The sequence below is a fragment of the Streptomyces sp. NPDC001536 genome (assembly GCF_042894505.1).
Taxonomy (GTDB): Bacteria; Actinomycetota; Actinomycetes; order Streptomycetales; family Streptomycetaceae; genus Streptomyces.
On record NZ_JBIAVQ010000003.1, the window covers coordinates 818184 to 843036 of the forward strand.

A 24853-nucleotide genomic window follows, 5' to 3' on the forward strand; every position below is an offset into this window, starting at 1 on the left:
GAAGGGCCCGGCATCGCCGTACTCAGCTCACCGGTTCCGGAACACGGTCGGCCACCGCCCGCTTCCGGTTCAGCTTCTCGCCCTCCACGTCGATGTCCGGGAGCATGAGGTCCAGCCAGCGCGGCAGGGACCAGGCCCTGTGGCCCAGCAGGGCGAGGATCGCCGGGACGATCGCCATGCGGACCACGAAGGCGTCGAAGAGGACCGCGATCGCGAGCCCGAAGCCGATCATCTTGATCATGGACTCGCCGGCCCCGATGAACCCGGAGAAGACGGCGATCATGATGAGCGCGGCGGCCACCACGACCCGGGCGCTGTGCCGGAATCCGGAGACGATCGCCTGCTTGGGGGCGTCGCCGTGGACGTACGCCTCGCGCATCCGGGAGACGAGGAAGACCTCGTAGTCCATCGCAAGGCCGAAGACGATGCCCACCAGGAAGATCGGCATCATGCTCATGATCGGGCCGGTGGACTCCACGCCCAGCAGTTCCGCGCCGTGGCCCTGCTGGAAGACCGCGACGACCGCGCCGAGGGCGGCGAGCACCGAGAGCAGGAAGCCGAAGGCGGCCTTGAGCGGGACGAGCAGGGAGCGGAAGACCAGCAGGAGCAGCACGATCGCGAGGCCGACCACGACCGCCAGATACGGCAGCAGGGACGCCTGGACCTTCTCGGCGATGTCGATGTTCAGCGCGGTCCGACCGGTCACCTCGTAGCTGACGCCCGACGTCGACTCGATGCCCGAGCGCTCGCCGCGGATCGTCTTGACGAGGTCCTGCGTCTTCGCGTCGGTCGGGGCGGTGGACGGGGTCGCGGAGAAGACCGCGGTGTCGCCGGCCTGGTTGAACCGGGCGGGGGAGACGGAGACGACTCCGTCGGTGGCGGCTATCTCCTTCGAGACGGTGGCCACGGCCGCCTTCGGGTCGGCGGCGCCCCGCGCGTCCACCGCGATCGACAGCGGGCCGTTGAAGCCGGGTCCGAAGCCCTCGGCCAGGGCGTCGTAGGCCCGGCGCTCGGTGGTGGAGGTGGCCTTCGCCTCGTCGCCCGGCATGCCCAGCTGGAGGTCCAGGACGGGGGTGGCCATGGCGCCCAGGCCGACCACGCCGAGGAGGAGGACGGGCAGGGGGTGGCGTACGACGAGCTTCGCCCAGCGGGAGCCGCCGTTCTCCGTCCTCAGCTGCTTGCGGCGGTGGCGCGGGGAGTCGCGGCGGGCGCCGCGCGAGAGCACGGCGTTCGGCCAGAAGCCCAGTAGCGCCGGGACCAGCGTCAGACAGATCAGCACGCCGACGAGGACCGCACCGGCCGCGGCCAGCCCCATCTTGGTGAGCATCGGGATGCCGACGACCCAGAGGCCGGCGAGCGCGATGACGACGGTGAGCCCCGCGAACACCACCGCGGAACCGGCCGTACCGGCGGCGAGTCCGGCCGCCTCCCTCGGCTCGCGGCCCTTGGCGCGCTCCTCGCGGTAGCGGGAGACGACGAACAGGGCGTAGTCGATGCCGCAGGCCAGGCCCAGCATGGTGGCGAGCGTGCCGGTGTTCGCGGACAGGCCCAAGGTCTCGGACAGGGCCAGGATGCCGGTCATGCTGATGCCGACGCCGATGACCGCGGTCAGCAGCGGGAGCCCGGCGGCGGCCAGCGAGCCGAAGGTGATGAGCAGGACCACGGCCGCGATCGCGATGCCGATCACCTCGGCCGCGCCGCCCGCCGAGGGCTTGGTGGCCAGGGCGTCACCGCCGACCTCGACGGTCAGCCCGGCGTCCCGGGCCTGGTCGATGGCGGATTCGAGGTGGCTCTTGGAGGCGTCGGTGAGGTCGTCGGCGGTGGCGCTGAAGGAGACCGTCGCGTACGCCGTCGTACCGTCCTCGCTGACGGCCTTGGCCTGGAACGGGTCGACGGCGGAGGCGACCTGGGAGCCGTCGGCGGAGGAGTGGACGAGTCTCTCGACGGCCGCCTTGTTGCCGGCGGCGGTGACCTTCTCACCGCTCGGCGCGATGAACACGATCCGGGCGCTCGCCCCGTCGGCCGCGGCCCCCGGGAAACGCTCCTCCATCAGGTCGAACGCCTTCTGGGACTCGATGCCGGGCATCGTGAAGCCCTCGTCGGCGGGGGTGGGCGCCTTGGAGGCGGCGAAGCCCGCGGCGCCCAGCACCGCCACCCACAACAGGACGACGAACCACCGGAAACGGAAGGACGCGCGGCCCAGGTGAAAAAGGAGAGTAGCCATGCGGAAGACGATTCCGTCGGCCGCTCCCCGTCACGAGGGAGCACTCACCCGGACCGTGGTGGAGCGGGCTACACCCTCAGCCGGCGCTGAGCTCCGTCAACTCGCCCAGCGGCAGCGTGTGCTGGGTCTGGAGGACCTTCGCCCGCAGGTAGCGGACGTTGTGCGCGGTGGTGAAGACACCGGTCGGCACCCGGTCGTGGACGTCGATGCCGAGCTCGCGCAACTGGCCCGCCTTGTCGGGGTTGTTGGACAGGAGGTCCAGCGACTCGATCCCCAGGGCCTTCAGCATCTGCGCGGCCGCCGTGTAGTCGCGGTCGTCCTCGGGCAGGCCCAGCGCGGTGTTGGCGGCGTAGGTGTCCAGGCCCTGGTCCTGGAGGGCGTACGCGTCGAGCTTGTTGTAGAGGCCGATGCCGCGGCCCTCCTGGCGCAGGTACAGCAGGACGCCGCCGCGCTCGGCTATCCGCTCGACCGCCTCGCGCAGCTGCGGGCCGCAGTCGCAGCGGGCCGAGCCGAAGACGTCACCGGTGAGGCACTCGGAGTGCAGCCGGACCAGCGGGACGGTGCCGGGGGCCGGGTCGCCGAGGACGACCGCCACGTGCTCCTGGCCGTCGACCAGCCCGTGGAAGGTGACCAGCTCGGAGTCGACGCGGTAGCCGTCCCCGAAGCGGAGCGGCACGCGGACACGGGAGCGCTGGGTTGCGGCGGGGATGTCGGTCATGCGGGTACTCCGGTCCTCAGGCATATCTGCTTCAGATTTGAAGCAGGTCTACGAGGGGAGACCCTACCTCATGCTTTAAATTTGAAGCAACGGGTTTGTGAGGTGCCTCATGAGGACCCGGAGCACGGCGACGACGAGCGCCGACGCCACGGCACCTCGTCACCGGTGTCCTCCTGGAGCCCGTCCGCGATCGCCCGGGAGATCTCCTCCAGCTGCTCCACCTGCTCCGCGGTGAGCCGGTCGAAGACGGCGGCACGGACCGTCTCGACATGCCCCGGCGCCGCCCGCTCCACCTCCGCCATGCCCTCGTCGGTCAGCACCGCGATGCTCCCGCGCTTGTCCCAGCGGCAGCTCTCCCGCCGCACCAGCCCGTCCTTCTCCAGCCGGGTCACGGCATACGTCAGCCGCGGCCGCGTGATCTTCAGCCCCTCGGCGAGCTCCGTCATCCGCAGCCGCCGTTCCGGTGTCTCGGAGAGGTTGGCCAGGATGGAGTAGTAGAGGTGCGGCATGCCGGCGTCCTGCTGGAGCTGCCGGTCGATCGCGTCCTCCAGAAGGTGCGACGCGGCGATGTACGCGCGCCAGGCGCGTTGCTCCTTGGGCGTGAGCCAGCGAGTCGTCATACCGCCAGTGTAGGTTTGTTTCAAACTTGAACCAAGATGTGCACGTCACAGTGAGAGGGACCGCACCCATGCCACACCCGTACGTCCTCCTCTCCGCGGCCGTCTCCCTCGACGGCTACCTCGACGACACCGGTCCCGACCGCCTCCTCCTCTCCAGCCCCGCCGACTTCGACCGCGTCGACGAGGTCCGCGCCTCGGTCGACGCGATCCTCGTCGGCGCCGGCACGATCCGCGCCGACAACCCGCGCCTGCTGGTCAACTCCCCCGAGCGGCGCGCGGCCCGCGTGGCGGCGGGCAAGCCGGAGTACCCCCTCAAGGTCACGGTCAGCGGCTCGGGCGACCTGGACCCCGACGCGAAGTTCTGGCACACGGGCGGCGACAAGGTCGTCTATACGACGGACAAGGGCGCGGAGCGGGCCCGTGCCGCGGGTCTGGCCGCCGACGTGGTCTCCCTGGGCGCCGGCCTGGACTGGCCCGGCCTCCTGGAGGACCTGTCGGCCCGGGGCGTATCGCGCCTCATGGTCGAGGGCGGCGGCAAGATCCACACCCAGCTCCTCCAGCAGGGCCTGGCCGACGAGCTCCAGCTGGTCCTGGCCCCCCTCTTCGTCGGCGACCCGGCCGCCCCCCGCCTCTTCGGCCCCGGCGCCTACCAGGGCGGACGCCTGCGCCTGGTCGAGTCCCGGCAGATCGAGGACGTCGTCCTCATGCGCTACGAGCCCACCGCACCCGGCGTCCCCGCCGCCGACCGCCACTGGCTCCGCCTCGCCTGCGAACTGGCCGCGCTGTGCCCGCCCTCGGAGACCGCCTTCAGCGTGGGCGCGGTCGTGGTCGCCGCCGACGGCACGGAACTCGCGCGCGGGCACTCCAGGGAGGGCGACGACCCCGTCGTCCACGCGGAGGAGGCGGCGCTCGCGAAGACCGACGCGACGGATCCCCGTCTCGCCTCGGCGACGGTGTACTCCAGCCTGGAACCGTGCGCCCGCCGAGCCTCCCGCCCGGCCCCCTGCGCCCGTCTGATCCTGGACGCCGGGGTGCGACGGGTGGTGACGGCCTGGCGGGAACCGGACACGTTCGTGACCTCCGCCGACGGGAACGGGCTGCTGGCGGGCGAGGGTGTCGAGGTCGTCGTACTGGCGGAGTTCGAGGAGCGGGCGAAGGCGCCGAACCTCCATCTGCCGGGGTGAGCGTCACCCCGGCCACCGGGTGACCGACCGATCAGCCCAACATTTCCTGCGCGCCGCTCCCCGGAGGGTGACGCTGCCACCATGAGGTCAGCCCGATTCCGTGCCGCCGTCGCGCTTCTGCTCGCCCCCCTGCTCGCCACCGCCTGTGCGACCACCGACGCCGGTACCCGCACCATGGCCCGTGCGCTGCCCCCCGACGCGGCGTTCACGCACCCCGGTGTGCTGGTGAGCGACGCTCAGCTGGACGCCGTACGGAAGAAGATCACCGCGGGGAAGCAGCCGTGGCTGAAGGCGTACCTCGACATGAGGGACAGCAAGTACGGGGCGTACAAGTACCGGGCCGAGCCGTACGCGAGCGTGGACTGTCCCGGCGGGGACCAGGCCGACCGGCCCGCGCACGGGTGTGTCCAGGAGCGCGAGGACGCGATCGCCGCGTACACGCAGGCGCTCCTCTTCCGTGTCACGGGCAAGCAGCAGCATGCCGTCAAGGCGCGGGAGATCATGGACGCCTGGTCGGCGAAGCTGCGCGAGCACACCGAGGAGGACGCCGGGCTCCAGACCGGGTGGGCCGGGGCGACCTGGGCGCGGGCCGCGGAGATCGTGCGGCACAGTGCGGGCGCGGGGTGGCCGAAGGAGCGGGTCGCACGGTTCGAGACCATGCTGCGGACCGCGTATCTGCCGACCGTCACCCGCAAGGTCCCCGGCTACAACGGCAACTGGGACCTCGTCATGACCGACGCGGCCATCGGCATCGCCGTCTTCCTCGACGACCACAAGGCCTTCGACCACGCGCTGCGGCGCTTCCGGGAGCGCGTCCCCGCCTACTTCTACCTGGAGAAGGACGGACAGGTGCCGCTCACCCCGGCCGGGTCCGGCCTGAACACGCCGACGAAACTGACGACGTACTGGTTCGGGCAGAAGACGTACAAGGACGGCGTCTCCCAGGAGACCTGCCGCAACTTCAAGCACGTCGGCTACTCCATCGCCGCCACCGCCCACATCGCCGAGACCGCCTGGCACCAGGGCGTCGACCTGTACGGCGAGGTCGAGGACCGGCTGAAGGCGGCACTGGCCCTCCACGCCCGGTACCAGTCCGGCGAACCCGCGCCCGTGTGGCTGTGCGGCGGGAAGGTGGTCCGCACCATGGGCCCGGACCTGGAGGTCGCCCTCAACCACCTGGAGGGCCGGCTCGACGTCTCCGTCCCGGCCGCCCACAAGCTCGCCGAGGAGACCCGGCCCGCCGGTACCGACAACCTGTTCGTCTCGTGGGAGACCCTGACTCACGCGGGCAACCCTGGCAGCTGAGAAAAACGCAGGTCAGAGGTGCCGCGCATAACTGTGGTGCTGAGCGTCCCGCGGATGACGTATGCTGGTTTCACCGACGCGGGGTGGAGCAGCTCGGTAGCTCGCTGGGCTCATAACCCAGAGGTCGCAGGTTCAAATCCTGTCCCCGCTACTCACGGCTCAGGGCCGGAGTCCAGTCACTGGACTCCGGCCCTGAGTGTTTCCCCCGGTCGGGCCACACCGCTCGCCCCCCGCTCCCGGTCCGGGAAACCTGGGGATGTGGATCAGCGGGCGGTGGTGGGACGGCGTGTCTCCGCCCTCTTGTGGTCACTGCCCGCCCTGCTGACCGTCGGTGGCGTCCTCTACGACGTCCTGACCCCCCGGGACTTCACCGCGATCCCCTTCTTCACCGCCGCCCCCCTGGTCGCCGCGCCCCTCTATCCGCTGCTCGGCACCGTCGTCACCGGGGCGGTGGCCCTGGCCGCCGCCTACGCCGTCCATGTGCGGTTCGGCTTCCGCATGGACGCGGACACCCTCACCGAGGTCCTCACTGTCGCCACCGTCGCGGTGCTGGCCGCCGTCCTCAACCGTGTGGTGCGCCGCGGCGACCAGCGGCTCGCCTCCCAGCGCCAGATCGCCGAGGCCGTCCAGCGGGCGGTGCTGCCCGAGCCCGAGGGCCGGATCGGCGGGTTCGACATCGCGGTGCGGTACGAGGCGGCACAGCAGGACGCCTTCATCGGCGGGGACCTGTACGCGGTGCAGGACAGCCCGCACGGGGTGCGGCTGGTGGTGGGGGACGTGCGCGGGAAGGGCATGGGGGCGGTGGCAGCGGTCGCCGTCCTCATCGGGGCGTTCCGGGAGGCCGCCGAGCAGGAGCCGACGCTGGATGCGGTCGCGCGGCGGCTGGAGCGGGCGCTGGCGCGCGAGGGCACGCGGCGCGGGGGACTCGACGTCATCGAGGGGTTCACCACCGCCGTACTCGCCGAACTGCCGCACGGCGACGGGGTCGTACGGATCCTCAACCGCGGCCATCCGCCGCCGTTGCTGCTGTGCTCCGACGGCACCGTGCGGGCGCTGCCCGCCACCGAGCCCGCGTTGCCGCTGGGCATGGGCGAGCTGGGGAGCTGGCCCGACCGTACGGAGGAGGCGGTCTTCCCGGGCGGGGCCACGCTGTTGCTGTACACCGACGGGCTGTCCGAGGCGCGGGACCGGCACGGGGAGTTCTACGATCCGGCGGCGCGGCTCGCGGGACGCGCCTTCCGTTTCCCCGGGGCGCTGCTGTCCGCGCTCGCCGCGGAGGTGCGCCGGCACACCGGGGGCGGCATGACGGACGACATGGCGCTGCTCGCCGTACGACGGCCGTGACCGCAGGGGGCAATATCACGTGGGGTGATCGGTTGAGCGCCCTCCGCATAACAACTGACATACAGTCAATACCTGTGAGTTTACTGAAGCGAGGTCAACTCGCCCGTTTTTCACCGCTCATGGACCCGTACGTCCAGCGGAAAAAGCTTAATGATCAAGCGGAACAGCTTGGAATCCACGGTCCGGGTCTATTAACGTTCGATAACGCAGCGCGGTCGTCCCAGCCGTCACAAGAGGCGGCTCCGTGCTCACGCGCTTAATCCCGCAAGGGAGCCGGGGAACCACCACCCTGGGGTGAATCGCGCGCATGCCGCCGTGGACTCACGGTCGGTATACGCGCGTAGGAGACCTTCCTGCTCCGAACCCGTCAGCTAACCCGGTAGGCGAGAAGGAAGGAAAGGAGCACGCCCACGTGGCGTCAAACCGGCCTGCCCCCGAGGCCCCGTACGTGCCGAGCCAGCGCAGCACCACCGAAGTCTTCGGCTACGGCAGCTACCACCACGACGAGGGCCCGCGCGAGGAGTGGAACCCCACCGAGGAGTCCATCCGACCGGCGCGCGGCAAGCACCGGGTCGCCAAGCAGCGCAGCGGGGGATTCGCCCGTAGCTCCACCGTCCTGGGCGTCGGTGTCATAGCCGCCGTCGGCGGGGCCGGCATGGCCAGCGCCAACACCGGCAAGCCGCCGGTCTCCATCTCGATGCCCGACCTCCCGTTCGTGTCGGACACGGACGAGGCGCCGCAGGGCTCGGCGACCGCGCTCAGCGACCTCGCCGCGGCCCCCACGGCCGGCGCTACGACCACCATGGACACGATCCAGGCCACCACCTCCGACGCCGGCGAGACGCTGCGCAACCGGATCATGGCGCAGGCCGAGAGCCAGCAGACGCAGGTCGACAACAAGGCGCAGCTGGCCACCCAGACCGCCCTCGCCGACGAGGCCGCGAAGGCCGAGGCCGCCGCGCTGAAGAAGGCCGCGGACGACGCCGCCGAGGCGAAGAAGAAGGCGGAGGCGGAGGCCGAGGAGGCCGCCGAGGCCAAGCGGCTGGCCGAGTTGGCGAAGCAGTTCACGCTGCCGACCTCCTCGTACACGATCACCTCGACCTTCATGCAGGCCGGCTCCCTGTGGTCCTCCGGCTACCACACGGGTCTCGACTTCGCCGCTCCCACGGGCACGCTCATCAAGGCGGTCCACAGCGGCACCATCACGCAGGCCGGCTGGGACGGTTCGTACGGCTACAAGACCGTCCTCACCCTCGACGACGGCACGGAGGTGTGGTTCGCCCACCAGTCGTCGATCAGCGTCAGCGTGGGCCAGAAGGTCAACACCGGTGATGTGATCGGGCGCGTGGGCGCGACCGGCAATGTCACGGGGGCGCATCTGCACCTCGAGGTCCACCCGGGTGGCGCGTCCACCGGGATCGACCCGATGGCGTGGCTGCGGAGCAAGGGCCTCAACCCCTGAGGTCTCGCGGAACTTCCTGATCCACCGGCGGCCCTGACGCACACCCCCCGACGTCAGGGCCGCCGGTTTTTGCGTCCCCTTGTTTCGGAACTCTTGCCTCCGCTTGTTTACGGGAACTTTGCGGCCGATCCGGAAGAGCGGTCTCCGCACCGGCGTTGACCTTGTACATGACTTCTCTTCGCAAGCTGGGCACGTCCGACCTCGAGGTCTTCCCGCTCTCCCTCGGCGGCAACGTCTTCGGCTGGACCGCCGACGAGACGCAGTCCTTCGCCGTGCTCGACGCCTACACGGCCGCGGGCGGCAACTTCCTCGACACGGCGGACTCGTACTCCGCCTGGGTCGACGGCAACGTCGGCGGCGAGTCCGAGACCATCATCGGCAAGTGGGTCAAGGCGCGCGGCAACCGTGACGACGTCGTGATCGCCACGAAGGTCAGCCAGCATCCCGACTTCCCGGGTCTGACGGCCTCGAACATCAAGGCGGCGGCGGACGCCTCCCTGCGCCGCCTCGGCACCGACCACATCGACCTCTACTACACCCACTTCGACAAGGTGGAGGTGCCGGTCGAGGAGATCATCGGCGCGCTCGACGAGCTGGTGAAGGCGGGCAAGGTGCGGCACATCGCCGCGTCCAACATCTCCGCCGAGCGCCTGGAGGCGTCCCTCGCGTTCTCCGAGCGCGAGGGACTGGCCCGGTACGTGGCGCTCCAGCCGCACTACAACCTGGTCTCGCGCGAGACGTACGAGGGTGAGTTGCAGGACCTGGCCGAGCGGGCCGGACTGGCCGCCGTCCCGTACTTCGCGCTGGCGTCCGGCTTCCTCACCGGCAAGTACCGCGACGGGGAGGTGGTGGAGGGTGCCCGCGCCGCCGCCGGCGCCGGCAAGCACCTGGAGACGGAACGCGGCCGCAAGGTCCTCGCCGCCCTCGACGACATCGCCGAGGCCCACCGGGTGCCGGTGGCGACGGTGGCCCTGGCCTGGCTGGCGGCCCAGCCGACGGTGACGGCGCCCATCGCGTCCGCCCGGACGGTGGAGCAGCTGCCCGCGCTGGTGAGGGTGGCGGAGGTGCGGCTGACGGAGGACGAGGTGGCACGGCTGACGGAGGCGTCGGCCTGAGGCTGGTTGCTGGGGCTGGGCCTGGGCCTGGGGCTGGGGCTGGGGCGAGGAGAGGCTGACTGGCAGATCCGTCGCCCGTCCGGAGCTCGCGACCTGCGGTTCTACGGTCCGGAGGTGGGACGGATCTGCCTATTGCCCACTCCCGAAGCCGCCGCGGACTACGACCGGTACGGGTTGTAGGCGGGGTACGGGGTTGCCGGGTAACCGTGCAGGGGCCAGTGCGAGGGCGGGATCATGACCGGGACCGGGGGTGCCGTCATACGGGCCGCGTGGTCCAGGGCGGGGCGGGCCACCTCGCGCCGTACCCACAGCTCGTGCAGCAGTTCCCGCTCCCGTACGACGAAGTCGGCGCCGGCCCGGCCGCGGCGCCCCCGGTGCCGTAGGAACGCCAGGGACGTCGCGTAGGCCTCGTACTGCGCGACCGCCCGCGCCGCCGACTTGCCGGCGTGGGCGCGGGCGTACTGGCGGGCGATCCGGCGGGCCCGCATCGAGCCGAGGGCGAAGGGCTCGGCGGGGGTGAGCCAGCCGGCGACGGCGTAGGCGGGCAGTTCCTCGCGCACGGTCCTCAGCTCGCGCTGCCGGGTCCAGATGACCAGCCAGGTCAGCAGGCCGAACGCGGGGACCATGAAGGCGGCGTACACGGCGAAGAAGCCGTACTCGCCGAAGGTCGAGGAGCCGTTCCAGATGGCGTGCATGCCCATCGCGAGCAGCAGGCCGGACAGGGGCAGGAGCACCCGCCGTACGTGGTGGCGGTCCGCCGACAGCGCCGCGATGCCGAAGCCGATGCCGGTGAGGACCGTGAACAGCGGATGCGCGAACGGCGACATGATGACGCGCACGAAGAACGTCGCGGCGGTCACCGACGCGATGCCGCTGTCGCCGGTGAGCTGGTCGGTGCCGAAGGCGGTGCCGAGGTAGAGGATGTTCTCGGTGAAGGCGAAGCCGGTGGCGGTGACGCCGGCTATCACCACGCCGTCGACGATCCCGGTGAAGTCCCGTCTGCGGAAGAGGAAGACGAGCAGGACGGCCGCGGCCTTGGCGGTCTCCTCGACGACGGGCGCTATGACGGTCGCGCCGAGGGTGTCGGCACTGGACGGATCCGCGGTCGCCGTCGCTATCCACCGGGTCGCGAAGCTGTTGGCGACGATCGCTATCAGCGCCGCCGCGCAGGCCCCCCAGGAGAACGCGAACAGCAGATTGCGCCAGGGGCCCGGCTCGACCCGGTCGAGCCAGCGGAAGGCGGCTATCAGCAGCGGCACGGGCAGGATCGCGAGCCCGAGCCCGACCAGGAACCCCTCGGTGCCGGTCTGTTCACGCACCAGGGCGAGGATGACGAGCCCGGAGAGCGCCAGCAGGGTGATCAGCGCGCCGTAGCGGACCCACTTGCGCTGCCACCAGTGCGCGTGCCGCAGCGCACCGCTGCCGGGGGGACCGGTGGGGTGCGTCGGGTACGGGGGAAAGGTGGCCACGGCATTGACCCTAACGAGTCAGGGGCGCTGCCCGCAGGCGGGCGAGGTGGTCTCGGGCGCCGGTGGGGGGTTGGTCGTCGTGCGGTTGTCGCTATTGCCCTTACTGCTGTCCTTACCGCTGTACGCGGCGGAACAACAGGTCGTTCACGACATGTCCCTTGTCCAGTCCCTGGCCCTCGAAACGGGTCAGCGGCCGGTAGTCCGGACGCGGCGCAAAACCGCCGTCGGCCTGTGTGTTCTCGAAGTCCGGGTGTGCCGTGAGCACCTCGAGCATCTGTTCGGCGTACGGCTCCCAGTCGGTGGCACAGTGCACAACGGCCCCCGGCTTCAGCCGGGTCGCGGCGAGGCTGAGGAACTCCGGCTGGATCAGCCGCCGCTTGTGGTGCCGCTTCTTGGGCCAGGGGTCGGGGAAGTAGACGCGCAGCCCGTCCAGCGAGTCCGGGGCCAGCATCTCGCGCAGCAGGATGATGGCGTCGCCGTTGCCGACGCGGACGTTGGAGAGCCCGCTCTGGTCGGCGAGGTTGAGCAGGTTGCCCTGACCGGGGGTGTGCACGTCGACGGCGAGGATGTTGGTGCCGGGGTCGGAATCCGCCATCTGCACGGTGGCCTCACCCATCCCGAACCCGATCTCGAGCACGACCGGGTTGTCGTTCCCGAACAGCTCGGTCAGGTCGAGGACCCGCTGCCCGTCGATGTCCAGCCCCCACTTGGGCCACAGTCGCTGCAACGCGTCCGCCTGCCCCGCCGTCACCCGACTCCGCCGCGGCTGGAAACTCCGGATCCGCCGCTCGAAATGCGACCCGGCCGGATCGGCCCTGGGCCCATCGGGAAAACGAGGCTCCCCCTTGGCCCGGGTATGCCGAACAGGCACACCTGGGGTGTGGGCGGGCTGGGACGCGTCGGGGGCGTTGAAGGAGTCAGACACAGTGAGGTCGATTTTACGGGGCAATCTCAGCCCGTCCGGCGTTCGAGGACGAGGGCAGCCATCCCGATGCCCCTGTCTTTCAGCCCGTCCGGCGTTCGAGGACGAGGCCCTTAGGGGCCGATGGGGGTCTGGGGGCGGAGCCCCCAGGTACCGGGGTCGAAGGGGCGGCGCCCCTGGAGGATGGGACGGGTAGGGGCGGCGGGGGCGAAAACCCCTGGAACGCGACCACCACGCACCGTCACACGCCCCCCAGCGCGGCCAACGCCCTCCTCGCCACCTCCCGCCCGATCGGCAGCGAGGCCGTCGCCGCCGGAGACGGCGCGTTCAGCACATGCACCGTCCGCGCCCCCTCCTTGATCAGAAAGTCGTCGACCAGCGTCCCGTCCCGCAACACCGCCTGCGCCCGCACCCCCGCCGCCGCCGGCACCAGATCCCCGTCCTCGACCGCCGGCAACAACCTGCGCACCGCCTCCGCGAACGCCCGCCTCGACACCGACCGCCGCAGCTCACCCGCCCCGTACCGCCAGTGCCGCCGCGCTATCCGCCACGACCCCGGCCAGGCCAGCGTCGCCCCCAGCTCCCGAGGCCGCACGACCCCCCACCCGTACCCCTCCCGGGCCAGCGCCGGCACCGCGTTGGGCCCGATGTGGACGCCCCCGTCGATCCCGCGCGTGAGATGCACCCCGAGGAACGGGAACGCCGGATCGGGCACCGGATACACCAGCCCCTTCACCAGCTCGGGCCGCGCCAGCGTGAAGTACTCACCGCGGAACGGCACGATCCGCATCCCCGGCTCGTCCCCGGTCAGCCGCGCCACCTCGTCACAGTGCAGCCCGGCGCAGTTCACCAGCACCCGCGCCCGCACGACGTCCCCGCCGGCCGTCCGCACCGCCACCCCGAGCTCCGGCCGCCGGTCGACGCGGACGACCCGCGCGCCGTACCGGATCTGCGCCCCCGAGGCTTCCGCCAGCTGCCGGGCGACCCCCACGAAGTCGCAGATCCCGGTCGTCCCGACATGTATGGCCGCGAGCCCCCGTACCTCCGGCTCGTACTCCATGATCTGCGCGGGGCCCAGCTCCCGCACCGGAATCCCGTTCTCCCGCCCCCGCTGCACCAGGGCGTGCAGACGGGGCAGCTCCGCCTGCTCGGTCGCGACGATCAGCTTGCCGGTGACGGCGTGCGCGATTCCGTACTCCGCGCAGAACTTCACCATCTCGGCCGCGCCCTCGACGGCGTACCGCGCCTTCAGCGACCCCGGCCGGTAGTAGATCCCGCTGTGGATGACCCCGCTGTTCCGCCCGGTCTGATGCCGGGCAGGACCGTGCTCCTTCTCCAGCACGGTCACGCGCGTCCCCGGCGCGGCCCGAGTGATCGCATACGCGGTCGACAACCCGACGATCCCGCCCCCGATGACGAGCACGTCACAGTCGTAAGCGATCTCCGCCCGCACCTGCACCACCTCCCGCTTTAGATAGTGCACTGCGCCACTGACAGTGCCTTCAAACGCGGGGATGCGCAGGGATCCACTCCTAGGCCGGAGCCATCAGCAGGGGCCGTGCGCGCTCCCGCAGCTCCACCACGCGCGGCTCGTCGCCGTACGGCTCCAGCCGATGGAGAAGATCCTTGACGTACTCGGTGGTACGAGCCGACGAGATGCGCCCCGCGACCTCCACCGCCCGCACACCCTGCTCGCACGCCGCGTCGAGATTGCCCGACTCCAGCTCCGCGACCGCCGAGACGACCAGCCGCAGCCCGTGCGAGCGGACGAACTCCTCCGTCGGCTTCGACAGGGCCTGCTCGGTGAACCGCCGCACCTGACGGGGAGCCTTCAGATCGCGGTAGCACTCCGCGGCGTCCGCGGCGAACCGGTCGTAGGAGTAGAAGCCGAGCCACGACGGATCCTGGTCCCCCTCCCGGGACCGCTCCAGCCACCCCTCCGCCGCCTTCAGCGCCGCCCCCGCGGCCGGCGCGTCACCCGCACGCGCGTGTGCGCGTGCCTCGACGAGCCGGAAGAAGCTCATGGTGCGGGCGGTCGCCAGACCCCGGTTCCGCTCCAGCGCGGCCTGCGCGAGGTCCACGCCCTCGTCGCCGAACCCGCGGTAGGTCGCCTGCAAGGACATCGACGCCAGCACATACCCGCCGAGGGGAACGTCGGCGGCCGCGCGGGCCAGGCGCAACGCCTGGATGTAGTACCTCTGCGCGGCCTCCTGCTGACCGGTGTCGAAGGCCATCCAGCCCGCGAGCCGGGTCAGTTCGGCGGAGGCGCCGAACAACGCCCGGCCCACCTCGTCGGAGTACGAGCCGAGCAGCAGCGGTGCCGCCTCCACCCTTAAGCACTCCGGCACCATGGACGAACGCCAGTCGCCGCCTCCGTACTTGGAGTCCCAGCGCCTGGCGTCCTCGGCGGCCTCCCGCAGCTTCTGCACATCGCTGTGGCCGACTTTGAGCGGTGCGCCGGACCCCTCCGCGGAGTTCGCCTCGCGCGCGACCGAACTGTCGGCCGGGGTTATCAGCCACCGTGAGGCGGGCGTTGCGTACGCGCTTACTGCGAACGATCCGGCCAGCGACTGCCAGATGCCACCGGCGCCCGAACGGCGGCCGGCGAGGTCGAGCCGGTACAGCTCCGTCGCCGAGCGGACGGCCTGTCCGACGTCCCTGGGGAAGGCGAGGCCCACTTCGGGTGCGGGATCCGCGTCCGCCAGACCGATCTCGTGGAGCGGTACCGGGCGGCCGAGCTTCTGGCCGATCGCGGCCGCGATGAGGTGCGGCGCGGCGCCCTGCGGCACCATGCCTTTCGACACCCAGCGCGCCACCGACGTCTTGTCGTAGCGAAGAGTCAACCCGCGTTGAGCGCCAAGATCGTTGACGCGACGCGCGAGTCCTGCGTTGCTGATTCCCGCGAGGGCGAGAACGGCGCCGAGTTTTTCGTTCGGCCCGCGTTGCTCCCTGGACATGCGCCACCCCTCGACACAGACGGCTGCCGCGCTGGCATAACCACGCGGCATTCGTAAACCCAGCGTAGTTCGCCGCATCCCAAGCGTTAAGGGGCATTGTTCCGGATGGCGGGATTGTGGTCCGTACGCACGTACGGCCCCCTACGCACCGTTGCGTCGTGCCCCCGCTGTGTGGCCGTGCGCCCGTGCGTGCGCTCTTCTCCGGCCATCGGGGGAACGGTTCCATGGATCGTGCGTGGGTCGGCCCGCTGTACTGGATCCAGTGGGCTGGGGGATTCCGCCACCTCCATCCCCGCGGGTGGCGGAACGGTCCGGGGGGCGAACTCCGTTCCCCGGACTGCGCGTTGCCGATGCGGTGCGCAGAGCCTGTACGGAGCGTGCGCGAGCCTGTCCCCGCTCCGCCAAGTTGGCCGAAAACCGACCCCGCATCTCCAGGGCAATTACCGCTCCTACCATGGAAATTGACGGCGCGAAGGGCGTCTTGGGGGAGCGTATCGGGGGCGCATTCGCGCCGTAGACACCTTGCCCTGTACGGGCGTTCGCCTCTTCACGGGTATGTGTACGGGGGCGCATTCAACGGAGCTCAAGCGGCTCCACCGCCTCTCCGGTGCGCCTCCTTCATGGCAGCATGGGGAACCGGTTCGTACGGTGCACTGGTTGTCCACAGTCTGTGGAGGCGTCGATGCGGTGGTTGGTGGGGTGGAGCAGCACCGCAGCGGGAGCAGCCGTGATCGGCTCGGCGGGGGCGACCGGAAGCGACGGCGAGACCGTGCATCCGGTGGGTTCCCAATTGCTGTGGGGCGACCCTGATCCGCTGTGGGCGGTCGGCGACTGGCGCCCCGACGAGGTGCGGGTCATCAAGGCCGACGCGCAGAATCGAATCGCCGTGCTCGGCACCTGCGGGGCGACGGACGAACAACTGCGGGTCGGACTCTTCGCCGCGCGCGGAGGCGCCCTTCGGCATCTGACGGCCTGGCCCGGCAGTTACACGGCCGTCGTCCAGGTGGGCCGCCGGATCACCGTCTGCGGCGATCTCGCGGGCGCCCGGCCGGTGTTCTACACCCCCTGGGCCGGCGGCACCGCCTATGCGACGGCGGCCCTTCCGCTGGCCGACCTCATCGAGGCCAACCTCGACTTCGGACATCTGGCGGCCCTTCTCGCGGCCCCCGACGTCCCGGCCGCGCTGCACGACTCCACCCCGTACGACGGCGTACGGCGCATCCCGCCGGGGCATGCGCTGATCCTGCGCACCGGCGCACGGGAGATCGCCGGCTACGAGCAGGTCGCCTCCCTCGCGGTGGCGGCGCCCTCGGCCGACCCGGACAGCGCGGTGGACGCGGTACGGGACGCGCTGGTGGAGGCGGTACGCGCGCGTCTGTCGGCGCCCCGGCATGTCCCCGGCGCCGACATAGACCCGGGGCCGGTCCCGGGGATGGGACCCGCCGAACGTCGAGCCGCGCGCGGTATGCCGGTTCCCGGAATCGGGGCGGACCTGTCGGGCGGGCCGGCGTCCGGAACGCTGGCGCTGCTGGCGGCGGGGCTGCCCGGGATGCCGGGGACGGTGCTGGGGCACGGCACGGGTGCGGGCGAGCGACTGCTGGCGGTCACCTTCAACGACCTGGCGGTGCGCGGCCGGGAGGCCGAGGTGGAGCGGGCGGGCTCGCTGGCGGCCAACCCGCGGCTGCACCACGTGGTGGTGGCCGGCGGCGAGGAGACACTGCCGTACGCCGACCTGGACGGCCCGCTGACGGACGAGCCGGGCCCGTCCCTGGTGACGGCGGCCCGCCACCGCGCGCGCCTGGCGTCGGGCAGCGCGGACCACTTCACGGGGTACGGCGCCCGTCAGGTGTTGGACGCACACCCGGCGCGTCTGGCGGATCTGTTGATGGACCGCAAGCGACGCCATCTGGTCCGCCCGGTGGCGGCTCTGGCGAAGGCGGACGGTTCGGTGATGGTCCCCGCGCGCGTGTACGGAGCGGCGAGGCGGCTGGCTCGCACCCCCTACCGCACCGGCTTGGAAGTCCTCGCCGACCGGCTGATGGACCGCCGCTTCGACGAACCGGGGGGTGCCGTGGGCGCGTCCCTGGCCGCCCTCGCCTGGGCCAGACCGGGCCCCGCGGCGCGCTGGCTGACGGGGGAGGCGCTGGCTGAAGTATCGGTTCGCCTGCAAGGTGCGACGAGCCGCTCGGGAGTCGGCCCCGGCCAACGCCCCGGCGACTACCGCGCGCGTGCGGCGCTGGCGAGGACCGCCGCGGATGTACGCATCCTGGAGCAGGCCGCCGAGATCCGCTTCCAGCGTCTGCACGCCCCGTTCCTCGACAACCAGGTCGTCCGGGCCTGCCGTACCCTCCCGGAGGCGCTGCGCGTCCAACCGGGCGCGCGGGCCGCGATCCTGCGCACGGTCCTCCAGGGCGCGGGCATCACCGACCTCCCGCCCGGCTGGGGCGCCCCGTCCCACGCCTCGGCGGCGGTGGCGGCCCGCACGGGCCTCAGGGTGGCCGCGGACTCGCTGATGTCCCTGTTCGGAACCCCGCTACTGGCCGAGGCGGGCCTCGTGGAGGCCAGGGTCGTCCGCAAGGCCCTCCGCGCGGCAGCCGAGGGCGAACCCCTCCCGCTGGACGGCCTGGCAGACCTGGTCTCCCTGGAACTCTGGCTCCGCCGCCTCCTCTCCCGCCGCGGAACCTGCTGGACCGGAACCCCGGCACGCGCACGTGCGGTACCCGCGGGGATCACACCGCAGAGGGGGGCCCTGGGAGCGGGAGCGACGGCACGGAGGGCATAGCCAGCCCCCAGCCGCACGACACCACTCCGGCATCCGGGAACGAGGGGCCGCGCCCACCTACACGCCGGGGCCGCCACCTCTCGAAGCCGGTCCGTGCCTCGGCCTTTCACCCGGTCCGGCATCCGAGGCCAGGACACACCGCCCTTAACCCCCACCCACCCGCCGGTGGCGCCACTGTCTCGGCGCCGGCTCAGACTTCCAGGCCCCGCTGGTGCCTGGGGCCGGGGCTGATGCCGCCCGACCCCCACCCGCCCGCTGGGTGCTTCGCCTCCCGACGCCGGTCCCGCATCTTTCAGCCCGTCCGGCGTTTGAGGACGAGGCCCGTTCAGGGCCGACAGCGGGGGTCCGGGGGCGCAGCCCCCGGGGATGGGACGGGTAGGGGCGGCGGGGGCGAAGAACAACCCGACGCGCACCCCCGCCACCCCGCACCCCCACAGCCACCCCGGCGACAATGACCCGGTGCGGTACAGAATCCTGGGCGTCACCCAGGCCGAGGACGACCACGGCACCGTCGTACGCCTCGGCGGCCCCCGCCTACGCGCCCTGCTCACCGCCCTCGCCCTCCGCCCAGGAACCGTCACCGCCCCCGACACCCTGATCGCCGACATCTGGCCCGAGACCCCACCCAAGGACGCCCCCGCCGCCCTCCAGGCCCTCGTCGGCCGCCTCCGCCGCACCCTCGGCAAGGACACGATCACCTCCGCCCCCGGCGGCTACCGCCTCACCGCGACCCACGACGACGTAGACCTCTTCGTCTTCGAACGCCTCACCCGCCAGGGCACCGCGGCCCTCCACCGCAACGACCCCCGAGCCGCCGCCCGCGCCCTGGACGAGGCCCTCACCCTCTGGCGCGGCCCCGCCCTCGCCGACCTCCCCGACCGCAACCCCGCGACCCGCCCCGAGACCCTGCGCCTGGAAGCGCTCCGCGCCCGAGCCGACGCGGCCCTGCGCCTGGGCCGAGCCCAGGACGCCGTACCGGAACTGACGGAACTGACCACCGCGCACCCGTACGACGAGCCGCTGCACGCCCTCCTCATCCGCGCCCTGCGCGACACCGGCCGCAACGCCGACGCACTCGCCGCGTACGAGTCCGCCCGCCGCACCCTGTCCGAGGGCCTCGGCACCGACCCGGGCCCGGAACTCCGCTCCCTGCACGCCGAACTGCTCACACCGGCACCCGTACGACCCCCCGCGCCGACCCACCTGGCTCCCGTGAACCCCCACCCCCCGACACCCCCCACCCGCCCCGGCAACCTCCGTCCGCGCCTTACCTCTTTCGTGGGCCGGGAACCCGAGCTCGACGCCATCCGTTCCGAATTGCACAGGGCCCGCCTCGTCACCCTCACCGGACCGGGCGGCTCGGGAAAGACCCGTCTCGCCGAGGAAGCCGCCACCGGGCGACCCGAGGCGTGGCTCGTCGAGCTGGCGCCGCTCGACCGGCCGGAGGCGGTGCCAGGGGCGGTGGTCAGCGCACTCGGTCTGCGCGAGACCAAGCTGATCACCACCGAGCTGACGGACCGCCAGGACGACCCGCTCGCCCTGCTCGTCGAGTACTGCGCCCCGCGCAGCCAACTCCTGATCCTTGACAACTGCGAACATGTCATCGAAGCGGCGGCCCACCTCGCCGAGACCCTGCTGACCCGCTGCCCCGGGCTCACGATCCTCGCCACCAGCCGTGAACCCCTGGGCGTCCCCGGCGAGTCCGTGCGCCCGGTCGAGCCCCTCCTCCCCGACCAGGCCCACCGCCTCTTCACCGACCGCGCGACTGCGGTCCGCCCCGACGCGGACGCCGTCCTGAGCGACACCGAGGCCGTCACCGAGATCTGCCGCCGCCTCGACGGACTGCCGCTCGCCATCGAGCTCGCGGCGGCGAGGCTACGGCTGCTCACGCCCCGCCAGATCGCCGACCGCCTCGACGACCGCTTCCGCCTCCTCACCTCCGGAAGCCGCACGGTCCTGCCCCGCCAGCAGACCCTGCGCGCGGTCGTCGACTGGTCCTGGGACCTGCTCGACGAGCGGGAGCGCACGGTGCTTCGCGAGGCGTCCGTGTTCGCGGGCGGCTGGGACCTCGCCGCCGCGGAGGCCGTGTGCACCGGCCCCGCCGCCGAGCTGATCGGGGCGCTCGTCGACAAGTCCCTGGTCGTCGCCGCCCCGTGCGAGCGGTCCGGCGGCGACACCATGCGCTACCGCATGCTGGAGACGATCCACGAGTACGCGGTCGAACGCGCCGCGGAGACCCCCCACGCCCACGCCGACGCCCTGCGCAGGCACCGCGCATGGGTGCGCGCCCTCGTCGCGCGGGCCGAGCCCGAGCTGCGTTCCGCCCGCCAGCTCCCGTGGATCTCCCGTCTGGAGACGGAGCTGGACAACATCCGCGCGGCCCTCCACCGCGCGGTCGAGGCCGGCGACGAGGCGGAGGCCGGTGCCCTGACCGTCGCGATGACCTGGTTCTGGTGGCTGCGGAACTACCGCAGGGAGGGCGCGGACTGGACCGGCCAGGTGCTGCGGCTGGGGGCGGCCCTCGACGCGGCCGGGGGCACGCTCCCGGAGGAGCGGGACGCGGTGTGCTCCCTGATGACGTCCCTGGACCCCGTCGACACCTATCTCGCCGACCCGGACGGCGAGACGGACCACCCGCTGCACCCCCTGCGGATGGACCTCAGGATGCTGCATCTCTTCCTCATGGCCGAGGTCGATCCGCCCCTGGACGGACTGGACGAGCGGATGCACGCGTACGTGGCACGCGTCCGCGACCACTTCGGAAGCGGCGGCCCCCAGGCGGCCCGTCTCCCCGGCCTCGCCTGGCCGGTGACGGTCTTCCTCCACCCCGTCCCCAGAGAGGACGCCCGGCCCGTCCTGGACCGGGCGGTCGCCAACTGCCGTGCCCACGGCGGCGACTGGGAGACCGGCGTCGTCCTGATGTTCCGCGCGCACATGGTCGTCGACTCCCCGGGCGGCATGCCCGGCATCGACGGCGACCTGGCGGAGCTGCGGGTGCTGAGCCGACGCGTCGGCGACCGCTGGCTGCGGGCCCAGGTGTGCAGCGCCGCGGGCGAGGCGGCCATGGCCCGCGGCCGCTTCGACGAGGCCAAGGGGGAGTACGAGGAGGCCCTGCGGCTCGCCAACGAGGTGGGGGCCCACACCGAGAAGCCGTTCCTCCTCGCCCGGCTCGCCGAGATCGCGTACCGCGCGGGCGACCGTACGACGGCACTGGCCACCCTGGACGAGGCGAGCGCCACCGCCGAGCGGTACGCCGTGGCGGACTCCCGGGCGTTCGTGCTGCTCCAGCGGGCCCTGATGGCGCTGGACGAGAAGGACATCGACCGCGCCCGCGACCTGTACGAGGAGGCGCATGACGCCATCGGACAGGCGACGCCGCCGCCGCAGTTCAGGGTGATGCTGCTGTCGGTCGACGCCATGGTGTCGGCGGCCGTGTCCGGTCCGGCGACCGCTCTGCCCAAGCTGGCCGAAGCGCTCCGGACGGCCATCGAGACGCGCTGCTCCGACGCGATGAAGGCGGCGCTCGCCGACGGCACGGCGGACCTGATGTCCCGCCTCGGCGACCATCCGCGCGCCGCCCGCCTGCTGGCCGCGGCCACCCGCTGGCGCGACGGCCATCCGCGCCCCATGCCGGAGGGAGTGGACGCCGAACGGGCCGAGGGCGAGGCCCGCGCGGCCCTCGGCGAGGAGCGCTACACGGCGGAGTGCGCCAAGGGCTCGGCCCTCACCCCGGACGACGTCCTCGGCGAACTCGACGAGGCCCTGCGCGCCCTCCCCACCACTACGAGCACCTGAACCTCGACTCCGCCCAGTCCGCGAGCGCCAGGTCGTCGAAGGAGCTGTGCGGCTCCACCACCAGCCGTACGGTCTCGCGCCCGGCGAGGTTCACATGGACCGGCACGGCCGCGTCCCCGCCCTCGACCAGCCCGGACTTCCACAGCTGGGCACCGTCCGCGTAGACGGAGAAGTAGACCTTGCCGAGCCCCAGCGCCATGTCGTCCACGCCGACCATCGCGTCGTAGGAGCTGCACTCGCGGTTGAGGTCGATGGTGACGGAGGACCGGCCGTGCACGGTGACGCCGTGCTCGTACCGCGTGCCGCCGACCGAGACGCCGTACCGCTGCCACACCCAGCTGCTCTCGGCGATGCGCATCTCGGGCACGGTGCCGTCGCCGTTGACGTCGTACGCCAGCTCGCTCCACTGGTAGACGGCCGGCGCTGGCGGGGGAGGCGGGGTCGGTGTGGGAGTGGGCGTGGGGGTCGGCTTCGGCTTCGGCGCCGGGGTGGGCGTCGGGGTCGGGGTGGGGGTCGGGCTGGGCTTGGGGGTCGGTGTGGGGGTGGGCGTCGGCGTCGGGTCGGGCGCGATGACCGCCGGCACAGGCGCGGGCTCCTTCTTCGGCGGCTTGGGGGTGTTCTCGGCGGGCTTGACCACTGGCGTGGTCGCGGGGGGCTGGGCCGCGGGCTTGTCGTCGGCCGGCTTGTCGTTGCCGGACAGGGCGAGCGCCACCGCGACACCCGCCGCGACGAGCGCACCGGCCGCGATACCGACCTTCACCGGCAGGCCCACGCCCTCCGAGGCCGCCGCACCGCCCCCCGCGGCCGCACCGCCCGACGAGCCTCCGCTCGCCGCCGCCACACCCGCGACACCCGCCGCTCCCGCTCCCGTGCCACCGGCGATGAGCGCGGCGACCTTGGCGTACCCGGCGGCACCGAACCAGCCGATGACCGCGACCGGCACGACGGCGGGGATGCTGCTGGCGACCTCGGCGATCTGGCTGGCCGCCAGGCGGCACTTGGCGCACTCCTCCAGGTGCTTGCGCAACCCGCGCTCGGCACGGGTGCGCAGCCGGCCGCGGGCGTAGGTGCCGAGCTGGTCGGCGTAGCGGGCGCACTCCTCGTCGTCGGCGAGGGCGGCGCTGACGTGGGCCTGGAGATAGGCCTGCTTGAGGCCCTCACGGGCGCGGCTGGCGAGCACGCGCGTGCCGTTGGCGTCGAGCCCGAAGAGCGTGGCCACATCGCTCGGCGACTCGTCCTCGACCTCGGTGTGCCACAGCACGGCCTGCCAGCGCTCGGGCAGTGACCGGAAGGCCTGCATGGCCATGGACTGCTCGGCCTCGTGCATGGCGCGCACATCGGCGCCCAGGTCCAAAGTGTCGTCGTCGGAGACCTCGGTCACGCGCGCGGACTGCGCGGCGAACACCGCGAAGTCATCGACCAGTTGCTCCCGTTTGGCTGACTTCGTCCAGTTCGCGGCGACGCGTCGCACCGACGTCAGGAGATACGCGCGTACGGCGTACTCGGGGCCGGAGCCGCCGCGCACCGCCTGGAGCATGCGGGCGAAGACCTCGGCGGTGAGGTCGTCCGCGGTGTGGGCGTCGCGACAGCAGGTGCGGGCGTAGCGGCGGACCGCGTCCGCATGGCGCCGGTACAGCTCCTCGTAGGCGGTGTCGTCGCCCGAGCGCATCCGGCCGATCAGATCGGCGTCACCGGGCGGCAGCTCGATCGGCGGCAGCACGCTGTCCTCGCGGCGGTCGCGCTGGGTCGGGACGCTGCCCTCCATCGGGTCACCGCCGACCGGCGGGCGGCCCGCCCGGCCCCCCTGGCTCGGCACCTGGGGCGACGCCAGGCCGCCGGCCTCCCCGTCACCCTCGCCCTGTGACTCGTCCCGCCCGTCAACGCCCATCGCGGAAAGCCCCCGCCGCCTGCCCACCAGTCACGAACACCGGGTCAGCGTGCCATATTGGCTTTTGGTCAGGACCCGCCAGTGCGGGGCTACCACTCGTCCGTGGGGATCTGCCGCACCGCAGTACTAGCCGTCACCCATCCGGGGAATGCTCAACTGACGTGTCCTGAGCAGGAGTTGGGGACATGCCGGGAAAGCCGGGCATGCGGACGAGGCGCGGGCGGCTCAGCACCCACACCCCGTCGTCACCTGATCGAGGCACCGCGTCAAGCGGCCTTTACTACGGCCGCGACCGCAGACCCTCCAGCAGGATGTCCAGCAGCCGCGCCGAGGCCGCCGCCTGCTGCGCCGCGTCCGGCAGCGAGGGCGCCGCCGTCGCGATCACCAGCAGCACGTCCGACACCGACACATCGGCCCGCAGCTCACCCGCCGTGCGCGCCCGCTCCACGAGCTGGCCCACCACGTCGAGCAGAGCCGCCGCCCCGGAGTCGTCGTCCCCGGCCGCGTTGCCCGAGTCCTCCGACACCAACCGCAACTCACCCGAGCCCGGCTGCGTCCGCTGCTGCGGCACCCGGGCCTCGTCGTACCCGGCACCGTCGTCGTGCTCGTCGGCCACTCCGACCCGCAGCACCTGCGGCGGCAGCAGCCGCCCGGCACCCGAGGCCACCGACGTCCGCAGGAAGCGCGACAGCGCCGACCACGGCTCGTCCTCCTGACCGAGCGCCGTACGCGCCTGGTCGGTCAGCCGGGAGGTCTCCTCCTCGGCTATCCGGCGCACCAGGACGTCCTTGCTCGGGAAGCGCCGGTACACCGTGCCGACACCGACCCGCGCGCGCCGCGCCACGTCCTCCATCGGCGCGCCGTACCCCAGCTCGCCGAAGACCTCTCGCGCCGCACGCAGCACGTGCTCCAGATTGCGCTGTGCGTCCACGCGCAGCGGCGTCGAACGCGAACCGTCGCGCCCGTTCCCCACCGCCGCGCTCATCGCTCCGCCACCGGTTCCGATGGCAGACGCGGAAGACCAATGAGAGTCCTGAACATGCATAAGCGATCCCCCGGTAATGACGT

16 protein-coding genes, 1 tRNA gene and 1 riboswitch are annotated in these 24853 nt (G+C 72.3%); of the genes, 8 read left to right on the forward strand and 9 right to left on the reverse strand.

Translation table 11 applies throughout. The features are described from left to right. Window positions 1-22 precede the first annotated feature (22 nt). The 3 genes from ACFY0U_RS12745 to ACFY0U_RS12755 all read right to left on the reverse strand — a co-directional run bounded on the left by ACFY0U_RS12745 (window position 23) and on the right by ACFY0U_RS12755 (window position 3562). Window positions 23-2224, reverse strand: coding sequence for an MMPL family transporter (locus ACFY0U_RS12745; protein WP_388634213.1), 2202 nt, complete (start codon window positions 2222-2224; stop codon window positions 23-25). 76 nt (window positions 2225-2300) lie between these two features. Beyond that, complete coding sequence (gene ribA / locus ACFY0U_RS12750; protein ID WP_388634215.1) at window positions 2301-2942, reverse strand: GTP cyclohydrolase II; 642 nt, start codon at window positions 2940-2942, stop codon at window positions 2301-2303. A gap of 107 nt (window positions 2943-3049) precedes the next feature. Further along, window positions 3050-3562: a MarR family winged helix-turn-helix transcriptional regulator gene (locus ACFY0U_RS12755; RefSeq protein WP_388634218.1), complete on the reverse strand. Its 513-nt coding sequence runs from the start codon at window positions 3560-3562 to the stop codon at window positions 3050-3052. A gap of 68 nt (window positions 3563-3630) precedes the next feature. Between ACFY0U_RS12755 and ACFY0U_RS12760 the strand changes: the two genes are divergently transcribed. The 6 genes from ACFY0U_RS12760 to ACFY0U_RS12785 all read left to right on the forward strand — a co-directional run bounded on the left by ACFY0U_RS12760 (window position 3631) and on the right by ACFY0U_RS12785 (window position 9972). Next, window positions 3631-4746: a dihydrofolate reductase family protein gene (locus ACFY0U_RS12760; RefSeq protein WP_388634221.1), complete on the forward strand. Its 1116-nt coding sequence runs from the start codon at window positions 3631-3633 to the stop codon at window positions 4744-4746. An 81-nt stretch (window positions 4747-4827) separates the two neighbouring features. Further along, the gene (locus tag ACFY0U_RS12765) at window positions 4828-6051 is read left to right on the forward strand and encodes an alginate lyase family protein (RefSeq protein WP_388634224.1); all 1224 of its coding nucleotides are present in this window, start codon (window positions 4828-4830) and stop codon (window positions 6049-6051) included. 77 nt (window positions 6052-6128) lie between these two features. Continuing rightward, window positions 6129-6202 (forward strand) — tRNA-Met (locus tag ACFY0U_RS12770). A gap of 107 nt (window positions 6203-6309) precedes the next feature. Then, on the forward strand, window positions 6310-7395 hold the full coding sequence (locus tag ACFY0U_RS12775; RefSeq protein WP_388634227.1) for a PP2C family protein-serine/threonine phosphatase: 1086 nt from the start codon (window positions 6310-6312) through the stop codon (window positions 7393-7395). 243 nt (window positions 7396-7638) lie between these two features. Further along, window positions 7639-7796: riboswitch (cyclic di-AMP (ydaO/yuaA leader) on the forward strand. Between the two features lie 11 nt (window positions 7797-7807). Beyond that, a complete protein-coding gene (locus ACFY0U_RS12780; protein ID WP_388634230.1) occupies window positions 7808-8857 on the forward strand; it encodes a M23 family metallopeptidase in 1050 nt (349 codons plus the stop codon). A 167-nt stretch (window positions 8858-9024) separates the two neighbouring features. Next, window positions 9025-9972: an aldo/keto reductase gene (locus ACFY0U_RS12785; protein ID WP_388634233.1), complete on the forward strand. Its 948-nt coding sequence runs from the start codon at window positions 9025-9027 to the stop codon at window positions 9970-9972. Between the two features lie 158 nt (window positions 9973-10130). On the opposite strand, the gene ACFY0U_RS12790 is transcribed toward ACFY0U_RS12785, so the two are convergent. The 4 genes from ACFY0U_RS12790 to ACFY0U_RS12805 all read right to left on the reverse strand — a co-directional run bounded on the left by ACFY0U_RS12790 (window position 10131) and on the right by ACFY0U_RS12805 (window position 15320). After that, window positions 10131-11441: a PrsW family intramembrane metalloprotease gene (locus ACFY0U_RS12790; RefSeq protein WP_388634236.1), complete on the reverse strand. Its 1311-nt coding sequence runs from the start codon at window positions 11439-11441 to the stop codon at window positions 10131-10133. A 112-nt stretch (window positions 11442-11553) separates the two neighbouring features. Next, window positions 11554-12366 carry a tRNA (guanosine(46)-N7)-methyltransferase TrmB gene (gene trmB, locus ACFY0U_RS12795; RefSeq protein WP_388634239.1) on the reverse strand — a complete coding sequence of 271 codons (813 nt, stop codon included), beginning with the start codon at window positions 12364-12366 and terminating at the stop codon, window positions 11554-11556. A 238-nt stretch (window positions 12367-12604) separates the two neighbouring features. Beyond that, window positions 12605-13825 carry an L-2-hydroxyglutarate oxidase gene (lhgO, locus tag ACFY0U_RS12800; protein WP_388634347.1) on the reverse strand — a complete coding sequence of 407 codons (1221 nt, stop codon included), beginning with the start codon at window positions 13823-13825 and terminating at the stop codon, window positions 12605-12607. 70 nt (window positions 13826-13895) lie between these two features. Further along, on the reverse strand, window positions 13896-15320 hold the full coding sequence (locus ACFY0U_RS12805; protein ID WP_388634242.1) for an MFS transporter: 1425 nt from the start codon (window positions 15318-15320) through the stop codon (window positions 13896-13898). A 682-nt stretch (window positions 15321-16002) separates the two neighbouring features. Between ACFY0U_RS12805 and ACFY0U_RS12810 the strand changes: the two genes are divergently transcribed. Together ACFY0U_RS12810 and ACFY0U_RS12815 are read left to right on the forward strand one after the other, a co-directional pair. Beyond that, entirely contained in the window at window positions 16003-18102 is a 2100-nt protein-coding gene (locus ACFY0U_RS12810) for an asparagine synthase-related protein (RefSeq protein ID WP_388634245.1), read from the forward strand. Window positions 18103-18561: 459 nt separating this feature from the next. Next, window positions 18562-21897, forward strand: coding sequence for an ATP-binding protein (locus ACFY0U_RS12815; RefSeq protein WP_388634248.1), 3336 nt, complete (start codon window positions 18562-18564; stop codon window positions 21895-21897). Here the strand turns inward: ACFY0U_RS12815 and ACFY0U_RS12820 are convergent. Together ACFY0U_RS12820 and ACFY0U_RS12825 are read right to left on the reverse strand one after the other, a co-directional pair. Further along, window positions 21884-23785, reverse strand: a complete 1902-nt coding sequence (locus tag ACFY0U_RS12820) for a sigma-70 family RNA polymerase sigma factor (protein ID WP_388634250.1) — start codon at window positions 23783-23785, stop codon at window positions 21884-21886. The two genes, ACFY0U_RS12815 and ACFY0U_RS12820, sit on opposite strands and share 14 nt — an antisense overlap. A 280-nt stretch (window positions 23786-24065) precedes the next feature. Further along, the gene (locus ACFY0U_RS12825) at window positions 24066-24830 is read right to left on the reverse strand and encodes a TetR/AcrR family transcriptional regulator (RefSeq protein ID WP_388634253.1); all 765 of its coding nucleotides are present in this window, start codon (window positions 24828-24830) and stop codon (window positions 24066-24068) included. Window positions 24831-24853 lie beyond the last annotated feature (23 nt).

Excerpts from the sequence above, each read along its gene's own strand:
- ACFY0U_RS12805 (WP_388634242.1), bottom strand. The coding sequence starts at position 15,320 with ATGTCCAGGGAGCAACGCGGGCCGAACGAAAAACTCGGCGCCGTTCTC.
- ACFY0U_RS12760 (WP_388634221.1), top strand. The coding sequence starts at position 3,631 with ATGCCACACCCGTACGTCCTCCTCTCCGCGGCCGTCTCCCTCGACGGC.
- ACFY0U_RS12745 (WP_388634213.1), bottom strand. The coding sequence starts at position 2,224 with ATGGCTACTCTCCTTTTTCACCTGGGCCGCGCGTCCTTCCGTTTCCGG.
- ACFY0U_RS12810 (WP_388634245.1), top strand. The coding sequence starts at position 16,003 with ATGCGGTGGTTGGTGGGGTGGAGCAGCACCGCAGCGGGAGCAGCCGTG.
- ACFY0U_RS12755 (WP_388634218.1), bottom strand. The coding sequence starts at position 3,562 with ATGACGACTCGCTGGCTCACGCCCAAGGAGCAACGCGCCTGGCGCGCG.
- ACFY0U_RS12785 (WP_388634233.1), top strand. The coding sequence starts at position 9,025 with ATGACTTCTCTTCGCAAGCTGGGCACGTCCGACCTCGAGGTCTTCCCG.
- ACFY0U_RS12820 (WP_388634250.1), bottom strand. The coding sequence starts at position 23,785 with ATGGGCGTTGACGGGCGGGACGAGTCACAGGGCGAGGGTGACGGGGAG.
- ACFY0U_RS12765 (WP_388634224.1), top strand. The coding sequence starts at position 4,828 with ATGAGGTCAGCCCGATTCCGTGCCGCCGTCGCGCTTCTGCTCGCCCCC.
- ribA (WP_388634215.1), bottom strand. The coding sequence starts at position 2,942 with ATGACCGACATCCCCGCCGCAACCCAGCGCTCCCGTGTCCGCGTGCCG.
- ACFY0U_RS12825 (WP_388634253.1), bottom strand. The coding sequence starts at position 24,830 with ATGCATGTTCAGGACTCTCATTGGTCTTCCGCGTCTGCCATCGGAACC.